This window comes from Amycolatopsis sp. 3B14 (assembly GCF_050958625.1).
Taxonomy (GTDB): domain Bacteria; phylum Actinomycetota; class Actinomycetes; order Mycobacteriales; family Pseudonocardiaceae; genus Amycolatopsis_E; species Amycolatopsis_E thermoflava.
Map to the genome: position 1 here is coordinate 47,750 of NZ_JBHZEN010000018.1, position 19,355 is coordinate 67,104.

The window sequence follows — 19,355 nt, forward strand, 5'->3', positions numbered from 1 at the left end:
GTGGCATGACTGCTTCGACGCGGATCCGCCCGCCGCTCGTCGGACTCGGGCTCGTCACTGTCGCCTTCCTCGCCTACGCGCTGCCGCCCTACCTCGGGCTGGACCCGGCGCGGTCCCGGGTGCCGACCCGGTCCGGCACGTGGTTCCACTACCCGCTGCTGGTGACGCACATCTTCCTGGGCACGGCGGTGCTCGTGACCGCCGTGCTGCAACTGTGGCCGTGGCTGCGGCAGAGGCACCCCGAGATGCACCGGTGGAGCGGCCGGATCTACGTGTTCGCGGCCATCCCGGCCGGCCTCGCGGCGCTCGCGGTGGCGCCGCTGGGAGCGGCCGGGCTGAACCAGCGCGCGGCGAACACGATGCTGGCGCTGCTGTGGCTCGGCACGACGGTGGCGGGTTACGTGATGGCCCGGCGGCGGCGGTACGCGCAGCACCGCGAGTGGATGGTGCGCAGCTTCGCGCTGTGCTTCTCCATCGTGGTCAACCGCCTGTGGACGACGGTGTGCGTGGCCGTGTTCGTGCCCGACCCGTCCGACGCGGTGGCCCTCCAGCAGGCCATCGGCGTCGGGACGTGGATGAGCTGGCTGGTGAACCTGCTGATCGCGGAGTGGTGGCTGCAGCACACGCGGCACCGCCGCAAGACCCGCCGCGCGACGCTCAGCTCTCCCGTGCCAGCCGGAACGTGAGGCGCAGATCCGCGACCCACTCCGCCGGGATCTCCCACGGGATGAAGTGCCCGCCGCGCTCGTGGGCGCGCACGTTGACCAGGTTGTACCAACCGCCCCGCTCGCTCGCCACGAAGTTCCGCACCCGCTCGCCGGGCGTCGAGACACCCGGCGGATTTTCGTGATTCACGAGGGTGAGCCCGGTCGGCGCCTCGACCACCGGCTGCCGGTCGTGCGACGGCGTCCACGGGTAGCGGTTGTTGTTGGCGTATGTGCGGATCGAGGTGCCGATCGTGTTCGTCACCCAGTAGATCGTCGCGTGGGTGAGCAGGTCGTCCTTGCGGTACACGGTCTCCGGCGAGCTCCACTTGAGCCACCGCTGCAGGATCCACGCGAGCATCCCGGCAGGCGAGTCCGTCAGTCCGAACGACAGCGTGCTCGGCTCCAGCACGTGCGCGGTGAGGTGCACGGCGAACCGCCGCTCCAGCTCCAGAACCCGTGCGTGCGCGTCGGCGGGCAGGCCGGGCGGGATCGGCTGCCCACCGGTGATGTCCCACGCGCGCTCGCCGTTGAACATGCTCAGCTTCTGCCCGGATCCGATGTGGATGCCGTACAGCGCATCCGCGTGCTTGTGCCCGAGCTGCCCGGCGATCAGCGCACCGACGTCACACCCGCCGACGGCGTACTTGCCGAAACCGAGCACCCCGGTCATCAGCTCGTGGAAGATGTCGGCCATCTTCCAGTAGTTCAGGTCCGCGCGCGGCAGCGGCGACGAGAACCCGAAACCGGGCAGCGACGGCACGATCACGTCGAACGACTCCCTGTCGGGTTCGGCGAGCGCGTCGACCACCTTCGACCAGTGCCAGAACGTCCACGGCCACCCGTGCAGCAGGATCAGCGGCGTCGGGGCCGGGCCGGTGCCCGGCTTGCGCATGAAGTGCACGGGCACGCCGCCGACCTCGACGCGATAGTGGTCATAGGCGTTCATCGCCGCCTCGGCCGCCCGCCAGTCGTAACCGGACCGCCAGTGCTCGACGAGTTCCTGGAGCAGCGCGCGGTTCACGCCGTAGGCGGAGTCCTCGTTGCCGAGGTCGTCCGGCCAGCGGGTCAGCTCCAGCCGCCGCCGGAGGTCGTCGAGCACCTCGTCGGGCACGTGGATGGGCGTCGGTTTCACTGTTCCCCCAGTTCTACGAGATGCAGGAGGGCGGGCAGGGCGGCGGCGATGGCGGCCCGCTCCGCACGCGGCAGCTGATCGGCCAGCCGCTCCAGATGCTTCGGTTTCCCGCCAAGTCGCGGGTCCCAGCCAACACCAAAATCCGCCAATCGCCGAATCCCGCGTCGATCGACTGGCAGAATCGGCCGGGTGCAGGTCGGAATGCTTGGTCCATTCGAAGTTCGCACGGACGACGGCGGCTTCGCCGACGTGCCGGGCGCCCGGTTGCGCGGGCTGCTGATCGCCCTCGCGCTGCAGCCGGGCCGTGTCGTCCCGAAGGCGGCGCTCATCGACTGGATCTGGGGCGAACAGCCGCCGTCGGACGCGGTGAACGCCTTGCAGCGCCTGGTTTCCCGGCTGCGGAAGGCGCTGCCCGCCGGGTCGGTCGAGGGGCAGACGGACGGCTACCGGCTGCGGATCGAGCCCGACGCCGTGGACGCCGTCAAGTTCGAGCGCCTCGTCGGCAAGGCCCGCGAGGACGGAGATCCGCACCGGCTGCGCGAGGCCCTCGCGTTGTGGCGCGGTTCCGCCATGCAGGACGTCGGCCTGACCGACAGCGGCGCCTTCGACGCCGCGGTCACCCGGCTCGAGGGGCTGCGCCTGACCGCACTGGAAGACCGGTTCGACGCGGAGATCAGCCTCGGCAACGGCGCCGGCCTGGTCACCGAACTGACCGACCTGGTGGCCGCGCACCCGGTGCGGGAACGGCTGGTCGCCGCGCTGATGCGCGCCCTGGTCGCGACCGGCCGCGACACCGACGCGCTGCTCGTCTACGAGCGCACCCGCGAAACCCTGGCCGACGAGCTCGGCGTCGACCCCTCGCCGGAGCTGTCCGCGTTGCACGTCGCGCTGCTGCGCGGCGAGGTGGAGCGGCCGACGGAGAAGCAGAAGACCAACCTGCGGGCCGAACTGACCAGCTTCGTCGGCAAGGACGCCGAGGTCACCGCGGTCCGCGACCTCATCGGCGAACACCGGCTCACCACGCTGATCGGCCCCGGCGGCGCGGGGAAGACCCGGCTGGCCACGGAAACCGCGCGCACGCTGCTCGGCGACTTCCCCGACGGGACCTGGCTGGTCGAACTCGCCCCGCTCGGCGCGGACGGGGACGTCGCGCAGGCGGCGCTGGCCGCGTTGAAGCTGCGCGACGCGCTGCTCGGCGACGCGCCGGACGCGGACCCCGCCGACCGGGTGATCGCCGCCCTCCGCGAGCGGACTGTGCTGCTGGTCCTGGACAACTGCGAACACGTGGTCGGGTCCGCCGCGGAGTTCGCCCACCGGGTGCTCGGCGAGTGCCGCCGGCTGCGGATCCTCGCCACGAGCCGGGAACCGCTCGGCATCACCGGTGAGGCGCTGTGGCCGGTCGCGCCGCTGGCGCTGCCCGCCGACGACGCCGACCCGGGCAAGATCGAAGCCGCGCCGGCCGTCCGGCTGCTGCGCGACCGGGCCGCCGCGGTGCGCAAGGACCTCGGCACCGACGCCCAGACGTTGTCGGCCATGGCGCGCATCTGCCGGGCGGTGGACGGGATTCCGCTGGCCATCGAACTCGCCGCGGCCCGCTTGCGCACCATGTCGCTCGACCAGCTCGCCAACCGGCTCGACGACCGGTTCCGCCTGCTGACCGGCGGCAGCCGCACCGCACTGCCCCGGCAACGGACGCTGCGTGCGCTCATCGACTGGAGCTGGGAGCTGCTCAGCGACGCCGAACGGACCGTGCTGTGCCGGCTCTCGGTGTTCTCCGGCGGCGCGAGCCTGGAAGCGGCCGAACGCGTCTGCGCCACCGACGAGATCGAATCGTGGGAGGTGCTGGAGCTGCTCACCGCGCTGACCGAGAAGTCGCTGGTGGTCACCGAAGGCGACAGCGCCCCGCGGTACCGGATGCTCGGCACCATCAAGGAGTACGCCGACGAGCGGCTCGCGGAAGCGGGCGAATCCGAGGCGGCGCGGCGCGCGCACCTGGCGTACTTCACCGAACTCGCGGAAACGGCGGAGCCGCACCTCCTGCGTGCCGAGCAGCTGGAATGGCTCGGTGTGCTCAAGGCCGAGCACGACAACATCGCCGCGGCGATGCGTGGCGCGATCGCAGCCGGCGAGGCGGCGGGCGCGATGCGGCTCGCCGCGGCCGCGGGCTGGTACTGGTGGCTCGCCGGGCACAAGGCGGAGGGCAACGAGCTGATCCTGGCGGCTGCCACGATGCCGGGTGAGGTGGCGGACGAGACCCGCGGCGTGGTGTACGCGTTCGTGTCGGGGTTCATGACATCCGGGCGCGGCAGCGACCAGTTCGACGCGGTGGAGTGGATCCACAAGGCGTACGAGATCAGCCTGCGGGTGCCGAACCCGCCGCCGTCGCTGCGGTTCGCCGGCGCGATGGAGCGCCTGCTGGAGGGGCCCGACGCGATGCTGACCGCGTTCGAGCCCCAGATCACCGACGAGGACCCGTGGGTGCGCGCGCTGGCCCGGCTGCAACTCGGGAAGATGCGGGTGCAGCTCGGCCACGGCGGCTGGGAGGCCGACACCTACCTGGAGGCGGCGCTCACCGAGTTCCGCGCCCTCGGTGAACGTTGGGGGATCTCGTTCGCCCTGACCGAGCTCGCGGAGCGGATCGCCACGCGCGGGGAGTTCACCCGCGCCTGCGAGCACTACGAGCAGGCGATCGCGGTCGTCAAGGAGGTCGGCGCCGTCGAGGACGTCGTGCGGATGCGGTCGCGGCAGGCCCAGCTGTACTGGGTGCTCGGCGACGCAGAGCGCAGCGCGTCCGCCATGGCCGAGGCGCAGCGGTACGCGGACCGGATCTCCTGGCCGGAAGCGCTGGCCGAGCTGGCCCTGGCGAAGGCGGACCTCGCGCGCTGGCGCGGCGACACCGAGCAGGCACGCCGGGAACTCGCCACCGCGACGGAGATGCTGAGCGACAACGCGGGACGGGCTCCCGTCCGCGTGATGACGCACGACCTCCTCGGTTACCTCGCCGACGACCTCGACGAGGCCAGGGAACACCGCGCGGTGGCCGTCGAAGCCGCGGCCGAGGCGGGGCACCCGCTCATGATCGCCCAGACGCTGGTCGGGGCCGCGGACCTGGCGCTGCGCGCCGGACAGCCCGAGCAGGCCGTCCGGTTGCTCGCGGCGAGCGACGCGCTGCGCGGTCTGCCGGACCGCTCGCAGCCGGACGCGCAGCGGATCGAGCAGGAAACGCGGAACCGCCTCGGTGACACGCGGTTCACCGAGGCGGCTCAGGAGGGGCGGGAGGCGAGCTGGCGCCAGCTGATCGCGGTCACGCTCGCTTCTTGAACGTGGCGGACGCCCACAGGTAGCCGACGAGCGCGATCCCGGCGCACCAGGCGAGGGCGGCGATCAGGTCACCGGTGGCGGGCGAGCCGTTGAGCAGGCCACGCAGGGTTTCGATGATCGGCGTGAACGGCTGGTACTCCGCGAACTCGCGCAGGCCCGGCCCCATCTTGTCGGCGGGGACGATCGCGCTGCTGAAGAACGGGAGCATGACCAGCGGCACCGCCGCCATCCCCGCCGTCTCCACGGACTTGGCCGCCAGCCCCAGCGCCACGGTCAGCCAGCCGGTCGCGAGACCGAGCAGCACCACCAGACCGAGCACGCCGAGCCAGTCGAGGACGTCCGCGGACGGGCTGAACCCGAGCAGGAACGCCACGCCGACGAGCGCCGCGATGGCGAGCAGGTTGGTCAGCACGCTGGCGATGACGTGCCCGTTCAGCACGGCGCTGCGGGAGACGTCCATGACCTTGAACCGGTTGATGATGCCCTTGGTCATGTCGGAGCTCACCGCGGTCGCGACACCGCCGAGTCCATAACAGACAGCCAGAAGCATCAGGCCCGGCGTGGCGTAGTCGACGTAGTCGACACCGACGCTGAACGCGTCGCCGAGCATGTACACGAACATCACCATGACCACGATCGGCATCAGGACCGCGTTGAAGACGGTGACCGGGTTCCGCGCGATGTGCTTGAAGTTGCGGCGCAGCATCACGAGCGACTGGTTGTTCATTTCGCGACCACCTCCGTGGTGTGGCCCGTGAGGGCGAGGAAGACGTCATCGAGGTCGGGTGTGTGGACGGTGAAGGTTTCGGCGCTGAGCGAGTACTCGTCGAGCCGGTCGAGCAGGGCGCGCAACGACTTCGTGCCGCCGTCGCTGGGCACGCGCAGGGTCAGGGCGTCGTCGTCGCGGGTGGCGCCGGGGAGGACCCTGGCGGCCGAGTCGAGCTCGGTGGCCGTGGCGAACCGGAGCCGCACGTGGGTGCCGGGGACCTGGCGCTTGAGTTCGTCGGGGGTGCCTTGCGCGACGAGGCGGCCCTTGTCCAGTACCGCGACGCGGTCGGCCAGCTGGTCGGCTTCCTCCAGGTACTGGGTGGTGAGGAAGATGGTCACGCCGTCGGCCACCAGGCCGCGGATGATGTCCCACATCGTGCGGCGGCTGCGCGGGTCCAGACCGGTCGTCGGCTCGTCGAGGAAGATGATCCGCGGGTTGCCGACGAGCGTCATCGCCAGGTCGAGCTTCCGGCGCATGCCGCCGGAGTAGGTCGACGCGGGTTTCTGGGCCGCGCCGCTCAGGTCGAACCGGTCGAGCAGCTCGGCGACGACGCGCTTGCCGTCCTTGGCGGGAACCCGGTTCAGGTCCACCATCAGCTGCAGGTTCTCCTGGCCGGTGAGCAGCTCGTCGACGGCGGCGAACTGGCCGGTCACGCCGATCGCCGCGCGCACCGCCTTGGCCCCGGTGGCGACGTCGTGCCCGGCGACCCGGACGGTGCCGCCGTCGGCCTTGATCAGCGTGGTCAGCACGTTGACGGTCGTGGTCTTGCCGGCGCCGTTGGGCCCGAGCAGGGAGAAGATGGTGCCCGCCGGAACGCTGAGATCGATCCCGTCGAGCACGACTTTGTCTTGGTAGGACTTCCGGAGCCCGGAAGCCGTGATCGCCTCTGTCATGACGACCACTTTCGGCCGCTGCCCTGACACGGACCGGTCACCGCGCTGACATGCCCGCTGACACGGCGGGCGGGCACCCTCCTACCGCGGGATCCTGGTGAGCTTGTCCGGGTTGGTCACCGAGTAGATGCCGCGCACCCGGTCGCCCGCCGGGGTGAGGTCGAGGACCAGCACGGCGAACGGCGAGTCGCCGGAGAACAGCAACGCGGACGGGTCACCGTTCACCTGGCGGTACCGGATGTCGAAGGCCCCGGTCGCGTTCGCGGTGACGCCGACCAGCAGGCTCGCGACCGCGTCCCGGCCGTGCACCGGCCGCAGGCTGGTGGCCACCCCCTTGCCGCCACCGTCTGTCCACAGTGTCACATCCGGGGCCAGCACCTGGAGCAGCGCTTCCAGGTCACCGCCCATCGCTGCCTCGACGAACCGTTCCGTGACCTCCCGCTGCACGCGGGCGTCGACACGGTACCGCGGTCGGCGGGCGCGGACGTGCTCGCGTGCGCGGTGGGCCAGCTGCCGCACGGCTTCGGGGCTGCGGCCGAGGATGTCCGCGATCTCGGTGTGCGGGTAGCCGAACACGTCGTGCAGCACGAACACCGCGCGTTCGGCTGGGCTGAGCGATTCCAGCACCACCAGCAACGCCATCGACGACGATTCGGCGCGCAGCACGGGATCGGGCAGGTCGGTGACCACCGGTTCGGGCAGCCACTGGCCGACGTAGGTCTCGCGGCGGCGGCTGAGCGCGGCCCGGCGGGCGAGGGCCTTGTTGACGGCGATGCGGACCAGGTAGGCGCGCGGGGTGCCGACCCGCCCGTGATCGGCGGCCTCCCACCCGAGCCAGGTCTCCTGGAGCACGTCCTCGGTGTCGGCGACGCTGCCGAGCATGTCGTAGACGATCGCGAACAGCAGTTCGCGGTGGTCGACGAACGTGCGCGTGGCGAAATCCTGGTCTGTCATGGTGCCCTCCTCGCCGGTACGTCCACATCGAGTCCCAGTGCCGTACCGGCGCCCCGAACGTGACATCCCCAGCCGTGATTGTGGTCCACGTCTCGTCCTGTCACGCTGCGCCGCCCCGCCGCGCACTTGGTTGTCGCGAGCCGGGACGGACCCGGCCGTGCGAGGAGGCAACGATGCGAACCCTGATTCGCGGCGTGCGGGTGTTCGACGGGGAGCGGACCACCGCCCGCGCCGACGTGCTGATCGACGGCGACCGGATCGCCGAGCCCGGCGGGCCCGCTGACGTACTGGTGGACGGGACCGGGCGGACCCTGCTGCCCGGCTTGATCGACGCGCACACCCACACCTTCGACGGCAACCTCGCGCAGGCGCTGCGGTTCGGCGTGACGACCGAGCTGGACATGTTCTGCCTGCCTGCGAACCTGTCCCGGCAGCGGGCGCTGGCCGCCGAGCGCGACGACGTCGCCGACATCCGCAGCTCCGGTGTGCTCGCGACCGCGCCGGGCGGGCATCCCAGCCAGTTGATGACCGCGCTCGGCGACACGCTCGGCGACGCGGCCGGCCCGTTCGACACGGTCGCGACGGCAGACCAGGCGGCGGCGTTCGTCGCGGCGCGGCAGGCGGATGGGGCCGACTACGTGAAGGTGGTCGTCGACGACGGCACGGTGCACGGCGCCGACCTGCCGGTGCTGGCGCCGGACGTGGTGGCGGCGCTCGTCGAGTCCGCGCACGCCGCGGGACTGGCGGTGATCGCGCACGCGATCACCGCGGCGGAGGTCGAGATCGCGCTCGACGCCGGTGTGGACGGGCTGGCGCACGTCTGGGTCGACGCGGGACCGGGCACGGCGGCGCTCGCGGCACGGGTCGCGGCGCAGGGTGTGTTCGTGGTGAGCACCCTGGTGTACTTCGAGGTGATCAGTGGCCAGGGCGGGGCCGATCACGCCGTTCCGGGCAGCGGGACGGGCGCGGCGCGGGTGGCGCGCGCGTTGCGGGCGGCCGGCGCGCCGCTGCTGGCGGGCACGGACGCGACTCCGTTCGCGCCCGTGCACGGGGAAAGCCTGCACCGCGAACTAGAACTGCTGACCGAGGCGGGACTCACGGCGGAGGAGGCGCTGGCCGCGGCGACCAGCGTGCCGGCCCACCACTTCGGGCTGGGCGACCGCGGGCGCATCGCCCCCGGCCTTCGCGCCGACCTGGTGCTGGTCGAGGGCGACCCCACGCGCGACATCGCCGCGACGCGTTCGATCGTCGACGTCTGGCGGCGTGGTGTCCGCCAGGCCCGCTGAGGGGGTTGCGATGCGTTTCTTCCTGCTTCCCGCCGGCGGCTCCCGGCCGGCGCCGACCCCGCCGTGGGCGACGGTCAAGGCCACGGCCGAGGACACCGAGGGCCGCTTCACGCTGCTGGAGGTCAACGGCGAGGTCGACCTGCCCGGCCACGTGCAGGAGGTGGCCGACGAGTTCGTGTACGTCATCGACGGCGCGGTCGAGGTGGATGTGGACCGGACCACGCACCACCTGACTGCCGGCATGTGCGTGATGGTGCCGCGCGGTGTGCCTCACGCGATCCGCACGGCCGGCGCGCCGGTGCACGCGTTGCACCTGCTCTCGCACGGTGCTGCGGGGGTCAGGGGCAAGGTGGATCGCGGCTACGTGCTGGCGCGTGGCGAGGCGCGGCCCGGCCGGATCCGGCTGCCGCCCGCGTTCAGCGTCAAGGCGCGGAGTTCCGACACCGGCGGGTTGTTCTCGTTGCTGGAGGTCACGGTGGCGCAGCCGATTCCACGCCACACGCACCATGTGGCCGACGAGTGCATCTACGTCTTGGACGGCGCGCTGGAAATCGACTTCGGCGGCACGACCCACACGGCACGAAAGGGCCAGTTCGTCCTGCTACCGCACGGGGCACCGCACGCGATCCGGCCGGGTTCGGCGCCACCGCCGCGGGTGGTGCAGATCTCTACCCCCGGCGGCTGGGAACTGGTGGTGGAGGCGTTGATCGAACACCGCACGGAGGTCAGCAAGGGCGGCCGGTTCAACCCCACCGCGCTGAACCGCTACACCACCGAACACCACGTAACCTACGACACCCCCTGACGTCCACTCAGGACCGCCGCACGAGGGGCGAGTTGTACCCGCACACCCCGCAAACACAACTCGCCCCTCATGCCACACAGCCAAGGGAACGTGACTCAACAACCGGACCACGGCGGGGGTCCGGGGGCGTGCCCCCGAGCGGGGCGTGGGGGCCCGCGCAGCCAACGGAACCTAACCCAACCAACGCAACCACACGGGGGGTCCGGGGGCGTGCCCCCGGGCGGGGCGTGGGGGCCGCGCCCCCACAAAACACGCGAAACGCAAAAGGCTCGCGCTCTCCGCGAGCACGAGCCTCCCATGCGTGGAGCTGAGGGGAATCGAACCCCTGACCTTCTCGATGCGAACGAGACGCGCTACCAACTGCGCTACAGCCCCTTACTGGACTTCCCGAAGGAAGCTCCAGAAGCATAGCAAGTGCCCGGAGGCGGTCGGCGAGGGGGTCTACTCTCCGACCGCGCGCCGGAACGGGAGCTGGTCCGGGTCGTCCAGGTCGTGGAACGCGGGGTCTTCGTCTTCGAGGTCGACGACCACCGCGCGGCCGCGGAGGCGCGACGCGGGCGAGGGGCGGCGCTCGACGCCGGGGATCTCGCGCGGCGGCTCGGCGACGTCGAGCTCCTCGGCGGGGCGCTCGCGGCGGGCGGGGCGCGCCGCGGGGCGGGAGCCGAGCCGGGCCATGCGGCGCTGGCGGATCTCGGCCTCGATGCGCACTTGCCGACGCAGGTAGGCGAGGTAACCCACCAGGACGAGGTCGATGGCGCCGTGCAGCCACCACAGTGACGAGGTCAGGAATCCGGCTCCGGCGGCGGTGACGACCGCGAGCAGGAACAGGCAGAGGACGACCCGCTGGCGGAACGCGTACTTGGCGCGCGCGGCGATCTCCGCGGCCTCCGGGTCGAACCCGCCGCGGCCAGGCCGGTAGCGGCGGTCGGACACCGGCTCGTACCGGCGCGCCGGCTCCTCTTCGTACTCTTCGACGTCGTCGTAGTCGACGCGGTCGTCGGCCTCAGCGACCTGCTGGGTGGTTTCGGACATCGCGAACTCCTCCTCCGCGTCGTCTGCGCCGCCGCCACTTCGGACCACGCGGGCGGCCAGTTCGGCGTCGGCCGTCTGCGTGACCGCCTGGCGCTTGCGGGCGACCATGGGCACGAGCACGACCAGCCAGGCCGCGGCCAAGGCGACGATGATCAGCGAGCTGGGCAATCCCCTCTCACCTCCCCCGTTCACTGCTACATGTCGTCACGCTAGTCACAGGAGTAACAGATGGGACGGAGCCACGCCGCTCGGAAGCAGAAAAAGGGTCACGCCATCCGGTGAAAAACTCGCGGTTAGGTAACGGACCCGGTCACAGGTATTCGGCGCGTCCGGCGGCGACCAGACGCGCCACGAGACCCGGTCCGCTCTCCTCGACCGTCATCGCGTAGCAGTAGTGGTCCCGCCAGTCGCCTGCCACGTCCAGGTACCGCTTGAACAGGCCTTCCTGCCGGAACCCCGCCTTGGTCAGCACCTTGATGCTCGGCGTGTTCTCCGGCCGCACGGTCGCCTCGATGCGGTGCAGGCCGGCGGAGCTGAACGCGTGGTCCACGACGAGCGCGACGGCCGCCGTGGCGACCCCACCCTTCACCACAGAGGAGGACACCCAGTAACCGACCCAGGCCGAGCGCAGTGAGGCCCGGATCACGTTACCGACCGTGATCTGCCCGGCGAACTCGCCGTCCAGCGTGATCGTGTACGGCAGGCACTGGCCGCGCCGGGCCAGCGACCGCAGCGCCGTCCACTGCGCGGGCCAGGACCAGTAGCTGTTCCGGTCGCGCCACGGCCCCGGCCCGGTCGGCTCCCACGGCTCGAGGTGCTCCTGGTCGCGCAGCCGGATCCGGCTCCAGTCGCCCGCGTCGCGCAGGCGGATCGGCCGCACCGCGACGTCACCGGCCGCCACCCGGATCGGGCCCAGCCGGGCCGGCCACCCGGGGTGGCGGGACTCCAGGTCATACGCTGCTGGCTGCACCGGACAGTTCTAACCCCGCTGTGCCAGGAAGGTCACCTTGACCTGCTCGCCCGCGGGCACCTCGGTGAGGTCCTCGTCCACGTTGACGAGGCAGTTCGCTTCGGCCAGCGACGCGAGCAGGTGCGCGCCGGACGTGCCGAGCGGCTGCACCAGGTACTCGCCGGTGCTCTCGTCGCGCAGCAGCTGCCCGCGCAGGTAGCCGCGCCGGCCCTTGGTCGAGGACACCGGCGACAGCAGCCGCGCGCTCACCGTGCGGCGGTGCGGGTTGCGGGTGCCGCGGGCGGCGCGGATCAGCGGGCGGATCAAGACCTCGAACACGACCAGTGCGCTCATCGGGTTGGCCGGGATCAGGAAGGTCGGCACCGAGTCGGGGCCGAGCCGCCCGAAGCCCTGCGCGGACCCCGGGTGCATGCCGACGCGGGTCATGTCGATCTCGCCGAGGTCGGACAGGGCCGCCTGGACCTCGTCGCCCGCGGTGCCGCCCGCGCCGCCCGCGACCACGACGACCTCGGACATCAGCAGCCTGCCCTCGACGACCTCGCGCAGCCGTTTCGGGTCGCTCGGCACGATCCCCACGCGGCTGACCTCGGCGCCCGCGTCGCGCGCGGCGGCCGCGAGGGCGTAGGAGTTGACGTCGTAGACCTGGCCGGTCGTCGGGGTGCGGTCGATGTCGACCAGCTCGTCGCCCACCGACACGATCGACACCCGCGGCCGCGGGTAGACCAGCACCTTCGAGCGGCCGACCGCCGCGAGCAGGCCCACCTGCGCCGCGCCGATCGTGTCGCCCTGGCGGACGGCCACGTCGCCAATCTGCACGTCCTCACCGGTCCGCCGGACGTACGCCGCGGACGGCACCGAACGGTGGATGGTCACCTTGGCCGGGTGACCGTCGGTGAAGGCGGTCGGCACGACGGCGTCGGCGAGGGTCGGCAGCGGCGCCCCGGTGGCGACCCGGACGGCCTGGCCGGGCTGCAGCCGCCGGGGCTGCCGCGAGCCGGCCGGGATCTCCCCCACCACCGGGAGCTGGACGGGCTCCTCGCCGTCGGCGCGCACGTCCACGCTGCGCACCGCGTAACCGTCGACGGCGGCCTGGTCGAAGCCGGGCAGCGCGTGTTCGGCCACGACCTCCTCGGCGCAGAGCAGGCCCTGCGCTTCGGAAATCGCGACGCGGACGGGTCGCGGGCGCACCGCGGCCTGCAGGACACGGGCGATCTGCTCGTCGACCGAGCGGAGGTCCTGCTCGGCCTGGTCGGGCTCCGGGGTGGGGTCGGTCATCAGCGATCGGTCCCGAGTCGTTCGGTCAGCCAGTTGCGCAGTTCGGGCCCGTAGTCCGGGTCGTCGAGGGCGAAGTCGACGGCGGCCTTGAGGAAGCCGCCCGGGTTGCCGAGGTCGTGCCGCCCGCCCCGGTGGACCACGATGTGCACGGGGTGGCCCTCCTCGATCAGCAGCGCGACGGCATCGGTGAGCTGCAGTTCACCACCCGCGCCCGGCTCGATGCGACGCAGGGCGTCGAAGATCGCCCGGTCGAGGAGGTAGCGGCCGGCCGCCGCGTAGGTGGACGGCGCTTCCTCCGGCGACGGCTTCTCGACCATGCCGTGCACCTGCTTGACGTCGGAGTCGTCCGTGTCGGTGACGTCGAACACGCCGTAGGGCGAGATCTGCTCCTTCGGGATGTCGAACGCGCACAGCACGCTGCCGCCGTGCTTGGCGCGCACCTCGGCCATCTTCGAGAGCACGCCGGCCGGCAGCACCAGGTCGTCGGGCAGCAGCACCGCGACGGCCGCGTCCTCGTCGGTCAGGTTCGGCTCGGCTTGGGCCACCGCGTGCCCGAGGCCGAGCGCCTCCTCCTGGATCGCGACCTCGACGTCGATCAGCTCCGGCCCGCGGCGGACCTTCTCCAGCAGCGCGGACTTGCCCTTGCGCTCGAGGTTGGCCTCCAGCTCGGGCGACGGCCGGAAGTAGTTGACCACGGACTCCTTGCCCGGCGAGGTGACGATCACCAGGCGTTTCGCCCCGGCCTGCGCGGCTTCGCTCGCGACGATCTCGATCCCCGGGGTGTCCACCACCGGGAGCAGCTCCTTGGGAACCGCTTTCGTCGTCGGCAGGAACCGGGTGCCCAGGCCCGCGGCCGGGACGATTGCGGTTCGGAACGAGTGGTTGTCGAAGGCGCCCGTCATAGGCGCCAAGCCTAACCTGCGTACATGGGTGCGCAGCGCAATGACGAGGTGACGAAGGCCGAGTGGCGCGCAAAGCTGTCCGCCGCCCGCGCGGCCGTCACCGTGCAGCGACGGGTCGCCGAGGCCGCCGCGCTGGTCCGCGCGGTGTCCGCGATGTCACTGCCGGACACCGTGTGCTGCTATGTCCCGTTCGGCTCCGAGCCGGGCTCGATCGGCCTGCTCGACGTGCTCCGCGACCGCGGCGCGCGGGTGCTGCTCCCGGCGATTCCCGCCGAACCAGGGCCGCTGGACTGGGCCGAGTACACCGGCACCGGGAGCCTGCGCGCGGGCCGGCTGCGGCGCATCCTCGAGCCGACCGGTCCGCTACTCGGCCCGGGCGCGCTGGCCGGCGCCGGGCTGGTGCTGCTGCCCGCGATGGCCGTCGACCACCGCGGCGTGCGCCTCGGGCGGGGCGCCGGGTTCTACGACCGGTCCCTCGCGCACGCCGCGCCCGGCGCCGACCTGGTGGCCGTCGTCCGGGACGCTGAGCTGGTCGAACGGCTGCCCGCGGAGGACCACGACGTGCTCATGACCGGGGCGCTCACCCCCGGCCGCGGGCACGTCCGGCTGCCACTGTGACCAACCCTTGTTTGCGCTGGGGGAATGGTCTCCAGCACAATTGCGTTAGCACTCTTGCGGATCGAGTGCCAATGCGCGAAGGAGCACCTGTGCCCACGTACCAGTACGCCTGCAAGGAGTGCGGCCACCGTTTCGAGGCCGTGCAGTCGTTCTCCGATGCCAGCCTGACCGAGTGCCCGGAGTGCACCGGCCCGCTGCGCAAGCTCTACGGAGCGGTCGGCGTGATCTTCAAGGGCTCCGGCTTCTACCGGACCGACTCGCGCTCGTCGTCTTCGTCCTCCTCGTCGAAGTCGTCCACCTCCTCGTCCAGCTCGTCGAGCACCTCCAGCGAGAGCAAGAGCAGCTCCGCCTCTTCGTCATCCTCGTCGAGCGGTACGACGACAACCGCGGCCGCGGCTTCCTGACGGCCGAGTTATCCACAAGTACCCAGTTATCCACAGCTGCCAGATCCGCGTCTTTTCCGCCGGGTGTCAGCACCCCTAGCGTCGGTTCCGTCGACGGCCCACCGCCGTCGCACTCGACGACTGGGGGTGCTTCGCCATGCGCTTCGATCCGCGTGCCCGTTGGAACCGGCTCCGGCCCCGCTTCGGCGGCCGCCGTTGGCACCGGCTGCGCAAGCTGGTTGCCGCCGGCCTGCTGATCACCGCAGCCGTGCTGGCCGCGCGCCCGGACGCCGCGGAGCCACGGGCCGCGCCGCCGCCACCCTCCGCACCCGTCCCCTTCACGGGTGATCTTGCCCTTGCCGCGGTCCCGGTCCGCCTCGCGGACACCGGTGTGGCCGAGTTGCTGACCCCCGGCATGCGCGTCGACGTGGTCACGTTCGACGAGTCCGTGGACGGCAGGAAAGTGCTGGCCAGCATGGCGAGCGTGCTGTCGGTGCGGCCGCCGCCCGCCGCGGCCGGACGCCTCGCGAGCGCGCGGGACGGGCCGCTCGTCGTCCTCTCGTTGCCCGAGGAGACGGCCAGGGAGGTGGCCGCGATGTCACTCCGGAATCCGGTAGCCGTTACCCTCCGTTAGCCGTTTCCGGACGAGAGGAGTGCACATGCTGAAGGGCTTCAAAGACTTCCTGATGCGCGGCAACGTCATCGAGCTGGCGGTCGCGGTCGTCATCGGGACGGCGTTCACCGCGATCGTCACGGCGTTCACCAACGGGTTGATCAAGCCGCTGATCAACGCGATCGGAGGTTCGGACGCCGCGAAGGGCCTGGGGTTCAACGTCCTGAGCGACAACGACTCCACGTTCCTCGACTTCGGCGGCGTGATCAACGCGGCGATCAACTTCGTGATCGTGGCCGCGGTGGTCTACTTCCTGCTGGTCCTGCCGATGAAGAAGATCCAGGAGCGCCGCAAGCGCGGCCAGGAGGAGGGCCCCTCCGAGCCGACGGACGTCGAGCTGCTGACGGAGATCCGCGACCTGCTGCGCCAGCAGAGCGGCTCCAACGGCCAGGTCAGCAGCCGCGTCGAAAGCCGCGACTGAAGCCCGCTTCCTGCTCCGGGGCTCCGGTCTCGGAGCAGGAAGTCAGCCAAGCCCACTGAGCCACGCTCGGACACCTGCCGAACGCCAGTACGAGCCCGCCACACTGCCCCGGCGCCAGGCCCACAGGCCACCACAACCCGATGCGGCACTACCCACCCCGATGCATGCCACACCCACGGGCGCACCTCGGCATCAGCTGAGCCGGCCCCGGCGGGGGCAACAGCACGCGGCGACCTCCGGCAGCCATCGGCAGCCTCAAACGGCGCACCTCCGCACCAGTTGAGTGCCGGCTCCCGGCACGGGACAACGGCCACGCAGCGACCACCCGGCAGCCAACGGCGCCCCACACGCCATCGCCCACCCAAGACACAAACCACACCCCACCAGCCGACACCCGCCTGCCGCACCCGGCATCAGCCGAACGCCGGCCCTGAGCGCGGGACAACAGCCCCCGGCAGCCATCGGCGCTTCAAAACGGCGCGCCCCGCAGCCTGGTCCGTCCGGTAGCCGGTCAAGGCGGCACAGCGTCGGCCACCAGATGTGGCGTCGGCTGCCGGGGCCTGCTCGGCCGGCCAACGCCTCGTCGGCCGAACCGTCGCGCCTAACCGCCGTGGTGGGGCGGCCGGTTCTCGCGGTACCAGGCGTCCTCGTCGCGGGCCGGGCGTTCCGGCTCGCGTTCGTCGGACGTCGTTTCCGGGAGGACCTCCCCGAAGATCTCGTCCAGCTTGCGCCGGTCGCGGGGAGGCTTGTGCTCCCGGTCCTCCCCGGGCATCAGGACTCGTCGAGCCCGGAGAGCTGGTCGATCACGTACGGCACGAGCGAGGACAACGTCGCCATGCCATCGCGCACCGCGGCGCGCGAGCCGGCGAGGTTGACCACCAGCGTGCTGCCGGACACGCCGACCAGGCCACGCGAGATGCCCGCGTCGACCGCGCCGGCGGCGAGCCCGGAGGAGCGCAGGGCCTCGCCGATCCCGGGGATGGGCCGGTCGAGCACGCCGATCGTCGCGTCCGGGGTGACGTCGCGCGGCGACACCCCCGTGCCGCCGACGGTGATGACGAGGTCCACACCACCGATGACGGCGGTGTTGAGCGCGTTGCGGATCGCCACGGTGTCGGCGTGCACCAGCACCACGCCGTCCACGATGAAGCCGGCTTCCTCCAGCAGCTCCTGAACCAGGGGGCCCGAGGTGTCCTCATGCTCGCCGTGCGCCGCGCGGTCGTCCACGATCACCACGAGCGCGCGGCCCAGCCGCTGTGCACTGCGTTCCATGAGCACACGGTATCCGGTTGTTACCGACCTTCGACGAGCACGTCGCCACTACTGAGAGGTAGGCCGGGCACGCACGAGCGCGCCGTCTCGCCCGAACGCCCCCGACGGGGCAGCAGCCCTCGCCGACCTGGCCCCACGGCCGGATCACGGGAGGCCCCCGCACCAAGCCGCCGTCCGAAGTAGACAATTTCCCGCGGCTGGTCGCCGCGGCCCCTCGCACGGCGGCTCCGGCCCGGCCAAGTTCTGCGCCCCATCCCGCGGCAAGCGCAAAGAGAAACCGCGCGCGACCGGAAACTTCCAGTCGCACGCGGCTTGGATACCGGCTCAACCCCGTAGAGCCGGTCAAGTGGTCTCGGCCGCCCCGTGCGGCCGAGCGCCTGTTCATCCCCTCCGGCCGCCCCGAGCGGCCGGCAACAATCAGTTCGTCGGCACCGGTTGGCCGCCCAGGGTGACCTGCACCGTGCGGCCGTCGCTCAATGTGAAGGTCACCTTGTCGCCCGGGGCGCGGGTTCGCACGGCCGCGATCAGGCCGTCCGCGTCGTTGATGACCAGGTCTTCGACCTTCGTCACGACGTCGCCCTGCTTGAGGCCCGCCTGCTCGGCCGGGCTGCCGGACTGCACGCCGGCGATCTGGGCGCCACCCTGCTGCGCGTCGCTGACGTTCGCCCCGATGAACGTCTGCGTCGCCTTTCCGGTGTCGATGATCTCCTGCGCCGTCCGCCGCGCCTGGTTGATCGGGATCGCGAAACCGATGCCGGCGTTCGTCGCCTCCGTTTGGCCCATTCCGCTCGACTGCGGGCTGTAGATGGCCGAGTTGATGCCGATCACCTGGCCCGACAGGTTCGCCAGCGGACCACCCGAGTTGCCCGGGTTGATCGCCGCGTCGGTCTGGATCGCGCTCATCACCGTCGTCTGGTCGCCCTCGCTGCCACCGGCCCGCACCGGGCGGTGCAGCGCGCTCACGATGCCCGACGTGACCGTCCCGGCCAGCTCGAACGGCGACCCGATCGCCACCACCGACTGGCCGACGTTCAGGTCGTCCGAGTTGCCGAGCGCCACCGGCGTCAGGTTCTTCACGCCGTTGACCTTCACGACCGCGACGTCGGTCGTCGGGTCGCGGCCGACGATCGACGCGTCCGCCTTGGTGCCGTCCTGGAACACCGCCTGGATCGCCCCGCCCTCCGCGGCGACCTCGACGACGTGGTTGTTGGTCAGGATGTAGCCGTCGGTGGACAGCACGAACCCGGAGCCCTCACCCTGCCCGCTCCGGCCGGACACCTGCAGCTCCACCACGCTCGGCGACAGCTTCTGCGCCACCGCCTCCACCGAGCCCTCCGGCGCGGTCGCCGTCTGCTGCGCGGGCACCGGCTGGTCGAGCGCGTTGTAGGACGCGCCGCTCCCGCTGTTCTGCGCGGTCAGGTACCCCCCGGCGGCACCCGCTCCGCCACCGACGATCAACGCCAGCACGGCAACCCCGGCCACGAGCTTGCCCGGGCCACGACGCTGCTGCGGCACGGCCGGCGCGGGCATTGTCGCGGTCGCGTACGGCGACTGCTGCTGCGCGCCCGGCGGCGTCCACGGATAGCCACCGGCGGACTGCCCCGGCTGCGCGGTCTGCTGCTGCCCGGTCCCCTGCCCGATTGGCTGCTGCCCGGTCTGCGCGTACGCGCCCTGCTCGTGCCCCCCGGCCTGCCCCGGCTGGGCGGCGTGCGACTGCTGCGCGGCTCCCTGCGCCGACCACGGACTCGGCTGCTGCTGCGGCCCCGAGCCGAGCGGCGTTCCGCGCGGTGGCGTCTTCGCGTCCTCCGGCGACTGCTGCGCGCCGGGCTCCCGCTGGGCACCGCCGTCGTGCGGTGCGCTGGGGTCGTTCTCGGTCATGTCCCTACCATGCGTGTCGGTCCTGAGAGCGGGCTGAGCCCAGCCTGAGGGTCACGCATGAGTA

At 71.8% G+C, this 19,355-nt stretch carries 19 protein-coding genes and 1 tRNA gene; 8 read left to right on the forward strand and 12 right to left on the reverse strand.

Annotation, left to right across the window (positions count from 1 at the left end; translation table 11 throughout):
* Window positions 1-5: 5 nt before the first annotated feature.
* A complete protein-coding gene (locus ACCP09_RS10005; RefSeq protein ID WP_433745211.1) occupies window positions 6-686 on the forward strand; it encodes a DUF2306 domain-containing protein in 681 nt (226 codons plus the stop codon).
* Here ACCP09_RS10005 and ACCP09_RS10010 read toward each other — a convergent pair.
* Window positions 658-1,839: an epoxide hydrolase family protein gene (locus ACCP09_RS10010; protein ID WP_433745214.1), complete on the reverse strand. Its 1,182-nt coding sequence runs from the start codon at window positions 1,837-1,839 to the stop codon at window positions 658-660. The two genes, ACCP09_RS10005 and ACCP09_RS10010, sit on opposite strands and share 29 nt — an antisense overlap.
* A 189-nt stretch (window positions 1,840-2,028) precedes the next feature.
* Here ACCP09_RS10010 and ACCP09_RS10015 point away from each other — a divergent pair, with 189 nt between their 5' ends.
* A complete protein-coding gene (locus ACCP09_RS10015) occupies window positions 2,029-5,160 on the forward strand; it encodes a BTAD domain-containing putative transcriptional regulator (RefSeq protein WP_433745217.1) in 3,132 nt (1,043 codons plus the stop codon).
* Here ACCP09_RS10015 and ACCP09_RS10020 read toward each other — a convergent pair.
* The 3 genes from ACCP09_RS10020 to sigJ all read right to left on the reverse strand — a co-directional run bounded on the left by ACCP09_RS10020 (window position 5,144) and on the right by sigJ (window position 7,776).
* Window positions 5,144-5,887 carry an ABC transporter permease gene (locus ACCP09_RS10020; RefSeq protein ID WP_433745220.1) on the reverse strand — a complete coding sequence of 248 codons (744 nt, stop codon included), beginning with the start codon at window positions 5,885-5,887 and terminating at the stop codon, window positions 5,144-5,146. The genes ACCP09_RS10015 and ACCP09_RS10020 overlap by 17 nt on opposite strands.
* Window positions 5,884-6,822, reverse strand: a complete 939-nt coding sequence (locus ACCP09_RS10025) for an ATP-binding cassette domain-containing protein (protein WP_433745223.1) — start codon at window positions 6,820-6,822, stop codon at window positions 5,884-5,886. The genes ACCP09_RS10020 and ACCP09_RS10025 overlap by 4 nt, the downstream gene beginning before the upstream one ends.
* A gap of 81 nt (window positions 6,823-6,903) precedes the next feature.
* Window positions 6,904-7,776, reverse strand: a complete 873-nt coding sequence (gene sigJ / locus ACCP09_RS10030) for an RNA polymerase sigma factor SigJ (protein WP_027933966.1) — start codon at window positions 7,774-7,776, stop codon at window positions 6,904-6,906.
* Between the two features lie 173 nt (window positions 7,777-7,949).
* Here sigJ and ACCP09_RS10035 point away from each other — a divergent pair, with 173 nt between their 5' ends.
* Window positions 7,950-9,062, forward strand: a complete 1,113-nt coding sequence (locus ACCP09_RS10035; protein ID WP_433745227.1) for an amidohydrolase family protein — start codon at window positions 7,950-7,952, stop codon at window positions 9,060-9,062.
* Window positions 9,063-9,072: 10 nt separating this feature from the next.
* Entirely contained in the window at window positions 9,073-9,867 is a 795-nt protein-coding gene (locus ACCP09_RS10040; protein ID WP_433745230.1) for a cupin domain-containing protein, read from the forward strand.
* Between the two features lie 302 nt (window positions 9,868-10,169).
* Here the strand turns inward: ACCP09_RS10040 and ACCP09_RS10045 are convergent.
* The 5 genes from ACCP09_RS10045 to ACCP09_RS10065 form a co-directional block, all read right to left on the reverse strand.
* Window positions 10,170-10,242: transfer RNA gene (locus tag ACCP09_RS10045), tRNA-Ala, on the reverse strand.
* Window positions 10,243-10,308: 66 nt separating this feature from the next.
* Window positions 10,309-11,067, reverse strand: coding sequence for a divisome protein SepX/GlpR (sepX, locus tag ACCP09_RS10050; protein WP_433745233.1), 759 nt, complete (start codon window positions 11,065-11,067; stop codon window positions 10,309-10,311).
* A 142-nt stretch (window positions 11,068-11,209) separates the two neighbouring features.
* The gene (locus ACCP09_RS10055; protein WP_027933962.1) at window positions 11,210-11,869 is read right to left on the reverse strand and encodes a GNAT family N-acetyltransferase; all 660 of its coding nucleotides are present in this window, start codon (window positions 11,867-11,869) and stop codon (window positions 11,210-11,212) included.
* Between the two features lie 9 nt (window positions 11,870-11,878).
* Window positions 11,879-13,144: a molybdotransferase-like divisome protein Glp gene (glp, locus tag ACCP09_RS10060; protein WP_017984982.1), complete on the reverse strand. Its 1,266-nt coding sequence runs from the start codon at window positions 13,142-13,144 to the stop codon at window positions 11,879-11,881.
* The gene (locus ACCP09_RS10065) at window positions 13,144-14,046 is read right to left on the reverse strand and encodes a UTP--glucose-1-phosphate uridylyltransferase (protein ID WP_027933961.1); all 903 of its coding nucleotides are present in this window, start codon (window positions 14,044-14,046) and stop codon (window positions 13,144-13,146) included. Before ACCP09_RS10065 ends, glp begins: the two co-directional genes overlap by 1 nt.
* Before the next feature lie 24 nt (window positions 14,047-14,070).
* On the opposite strand from ACCP09_RS10065, the gene ACCP09_RS10070 reads away from it, so the two are divergent.
* The 4 genes from ACCP09_RS10070 (at window position 14,071) to mscL (ending at window position 16,141) form a co-directional block, all read left to right on the forward strand.
* The gene (locus ACCP09_RS10070; protein WP_378335120.1) at window positions 14,071-14,664 is read left to right on the forward strand and encodes a 5-formyltetrahydrofolate cyclo-ligase; all 594 of its coding nucleotides are present in this window, start codon (window positions 14,071-14,073) and stop codon (window positions 14,662-14,664) included.
* Between the two features lie 89 nt (window positions 14,665-14,753).
* Window positions 14,754-15,068, forward strand: coding sequence for an FmdB family zinc ribbon protein (locus ACCP09_RS10075; protein WP_123684813.1), 315 nt, complete (start codon window positions 14,754-14,756; stop codon window positions 15,066-15,068).
* Between the two features lie 136 nt (window positions 15,069-15,204).
* The gene (locus ACCP09_RS10080) at window positions 15,205-15,681 is read left to right on the forward strand and encodes a hypothetical protein (RefSeq protein ID WP_027933959.1); all 477 of its coding nucleotides are present in this window, start codon (window positions 15,205-15,207) and stop codon (window positions 15,679-15,681) included.
* A gap of 25 nt (window positions 15,682-15,706) precedes the next feature.
* Window positions 15,707-16,141, forward strand: coding sequence for a large-conductance mechanosensitive channel protein MscL (mscL, locus tag ACCP09_RS10085; RefSeq protein WP_027933958.1), 435 nt, complete (start codon window positions 15,707-15,709; stop codon window positions 16,139-16,141).
* A gap of 601 nt (window positions 16,142-16,742) precedes the next feature.
* On the opposite strand, the gene ACCP09_RS10090 is transcribed toward mscL, so the two are convergent.
* From ACCP09_RS10090 to ACCP09_RS10100, 3 genes are all read right to left on the reverse strand, one after another.
* A complete protein-coding gene (locus tag ACCP09_RS10090) occupies window positions 16,743-16,913 on the reverse strand; it encodes a hypothetical protein (RefSeq protein ID WP_167344625.1) in 171 nt (56 codons plus the stop codon).
* A complete protein-coding gene (locus ACCP09_RS10095; protein ID WP_017984989.1) occupies window positions 16,913-17,413 on the reverse strand; it encodes a MogA/MoaB family molybdenum cofactor biosynthesis protein in 501 nt (166 codons plus the stop codon). Before ACCP09_RS10095 ends, ACCP09_RS10090 begins: the two co-directional genes overlap by 1 nt.
* A 417-nt stretch (window positions 17,414-17,830) precedes the next feature.
* The gene (locus tag ACCP09_RS10100) at window positions 17,831-19,291 is read right to left on the reverse strand and encodes a trypsin-like peptidase domain-containing protein (protein WP_433745242.1); all 1,461 of its coding nucleotides are present in this window, start codon (window positions 19,289-19,291) and stop codon (window positions 17,831-17,833) included.
* Between the last annotated feature and the right edge of the window lie 64 nt (window positions 19,292-19,355).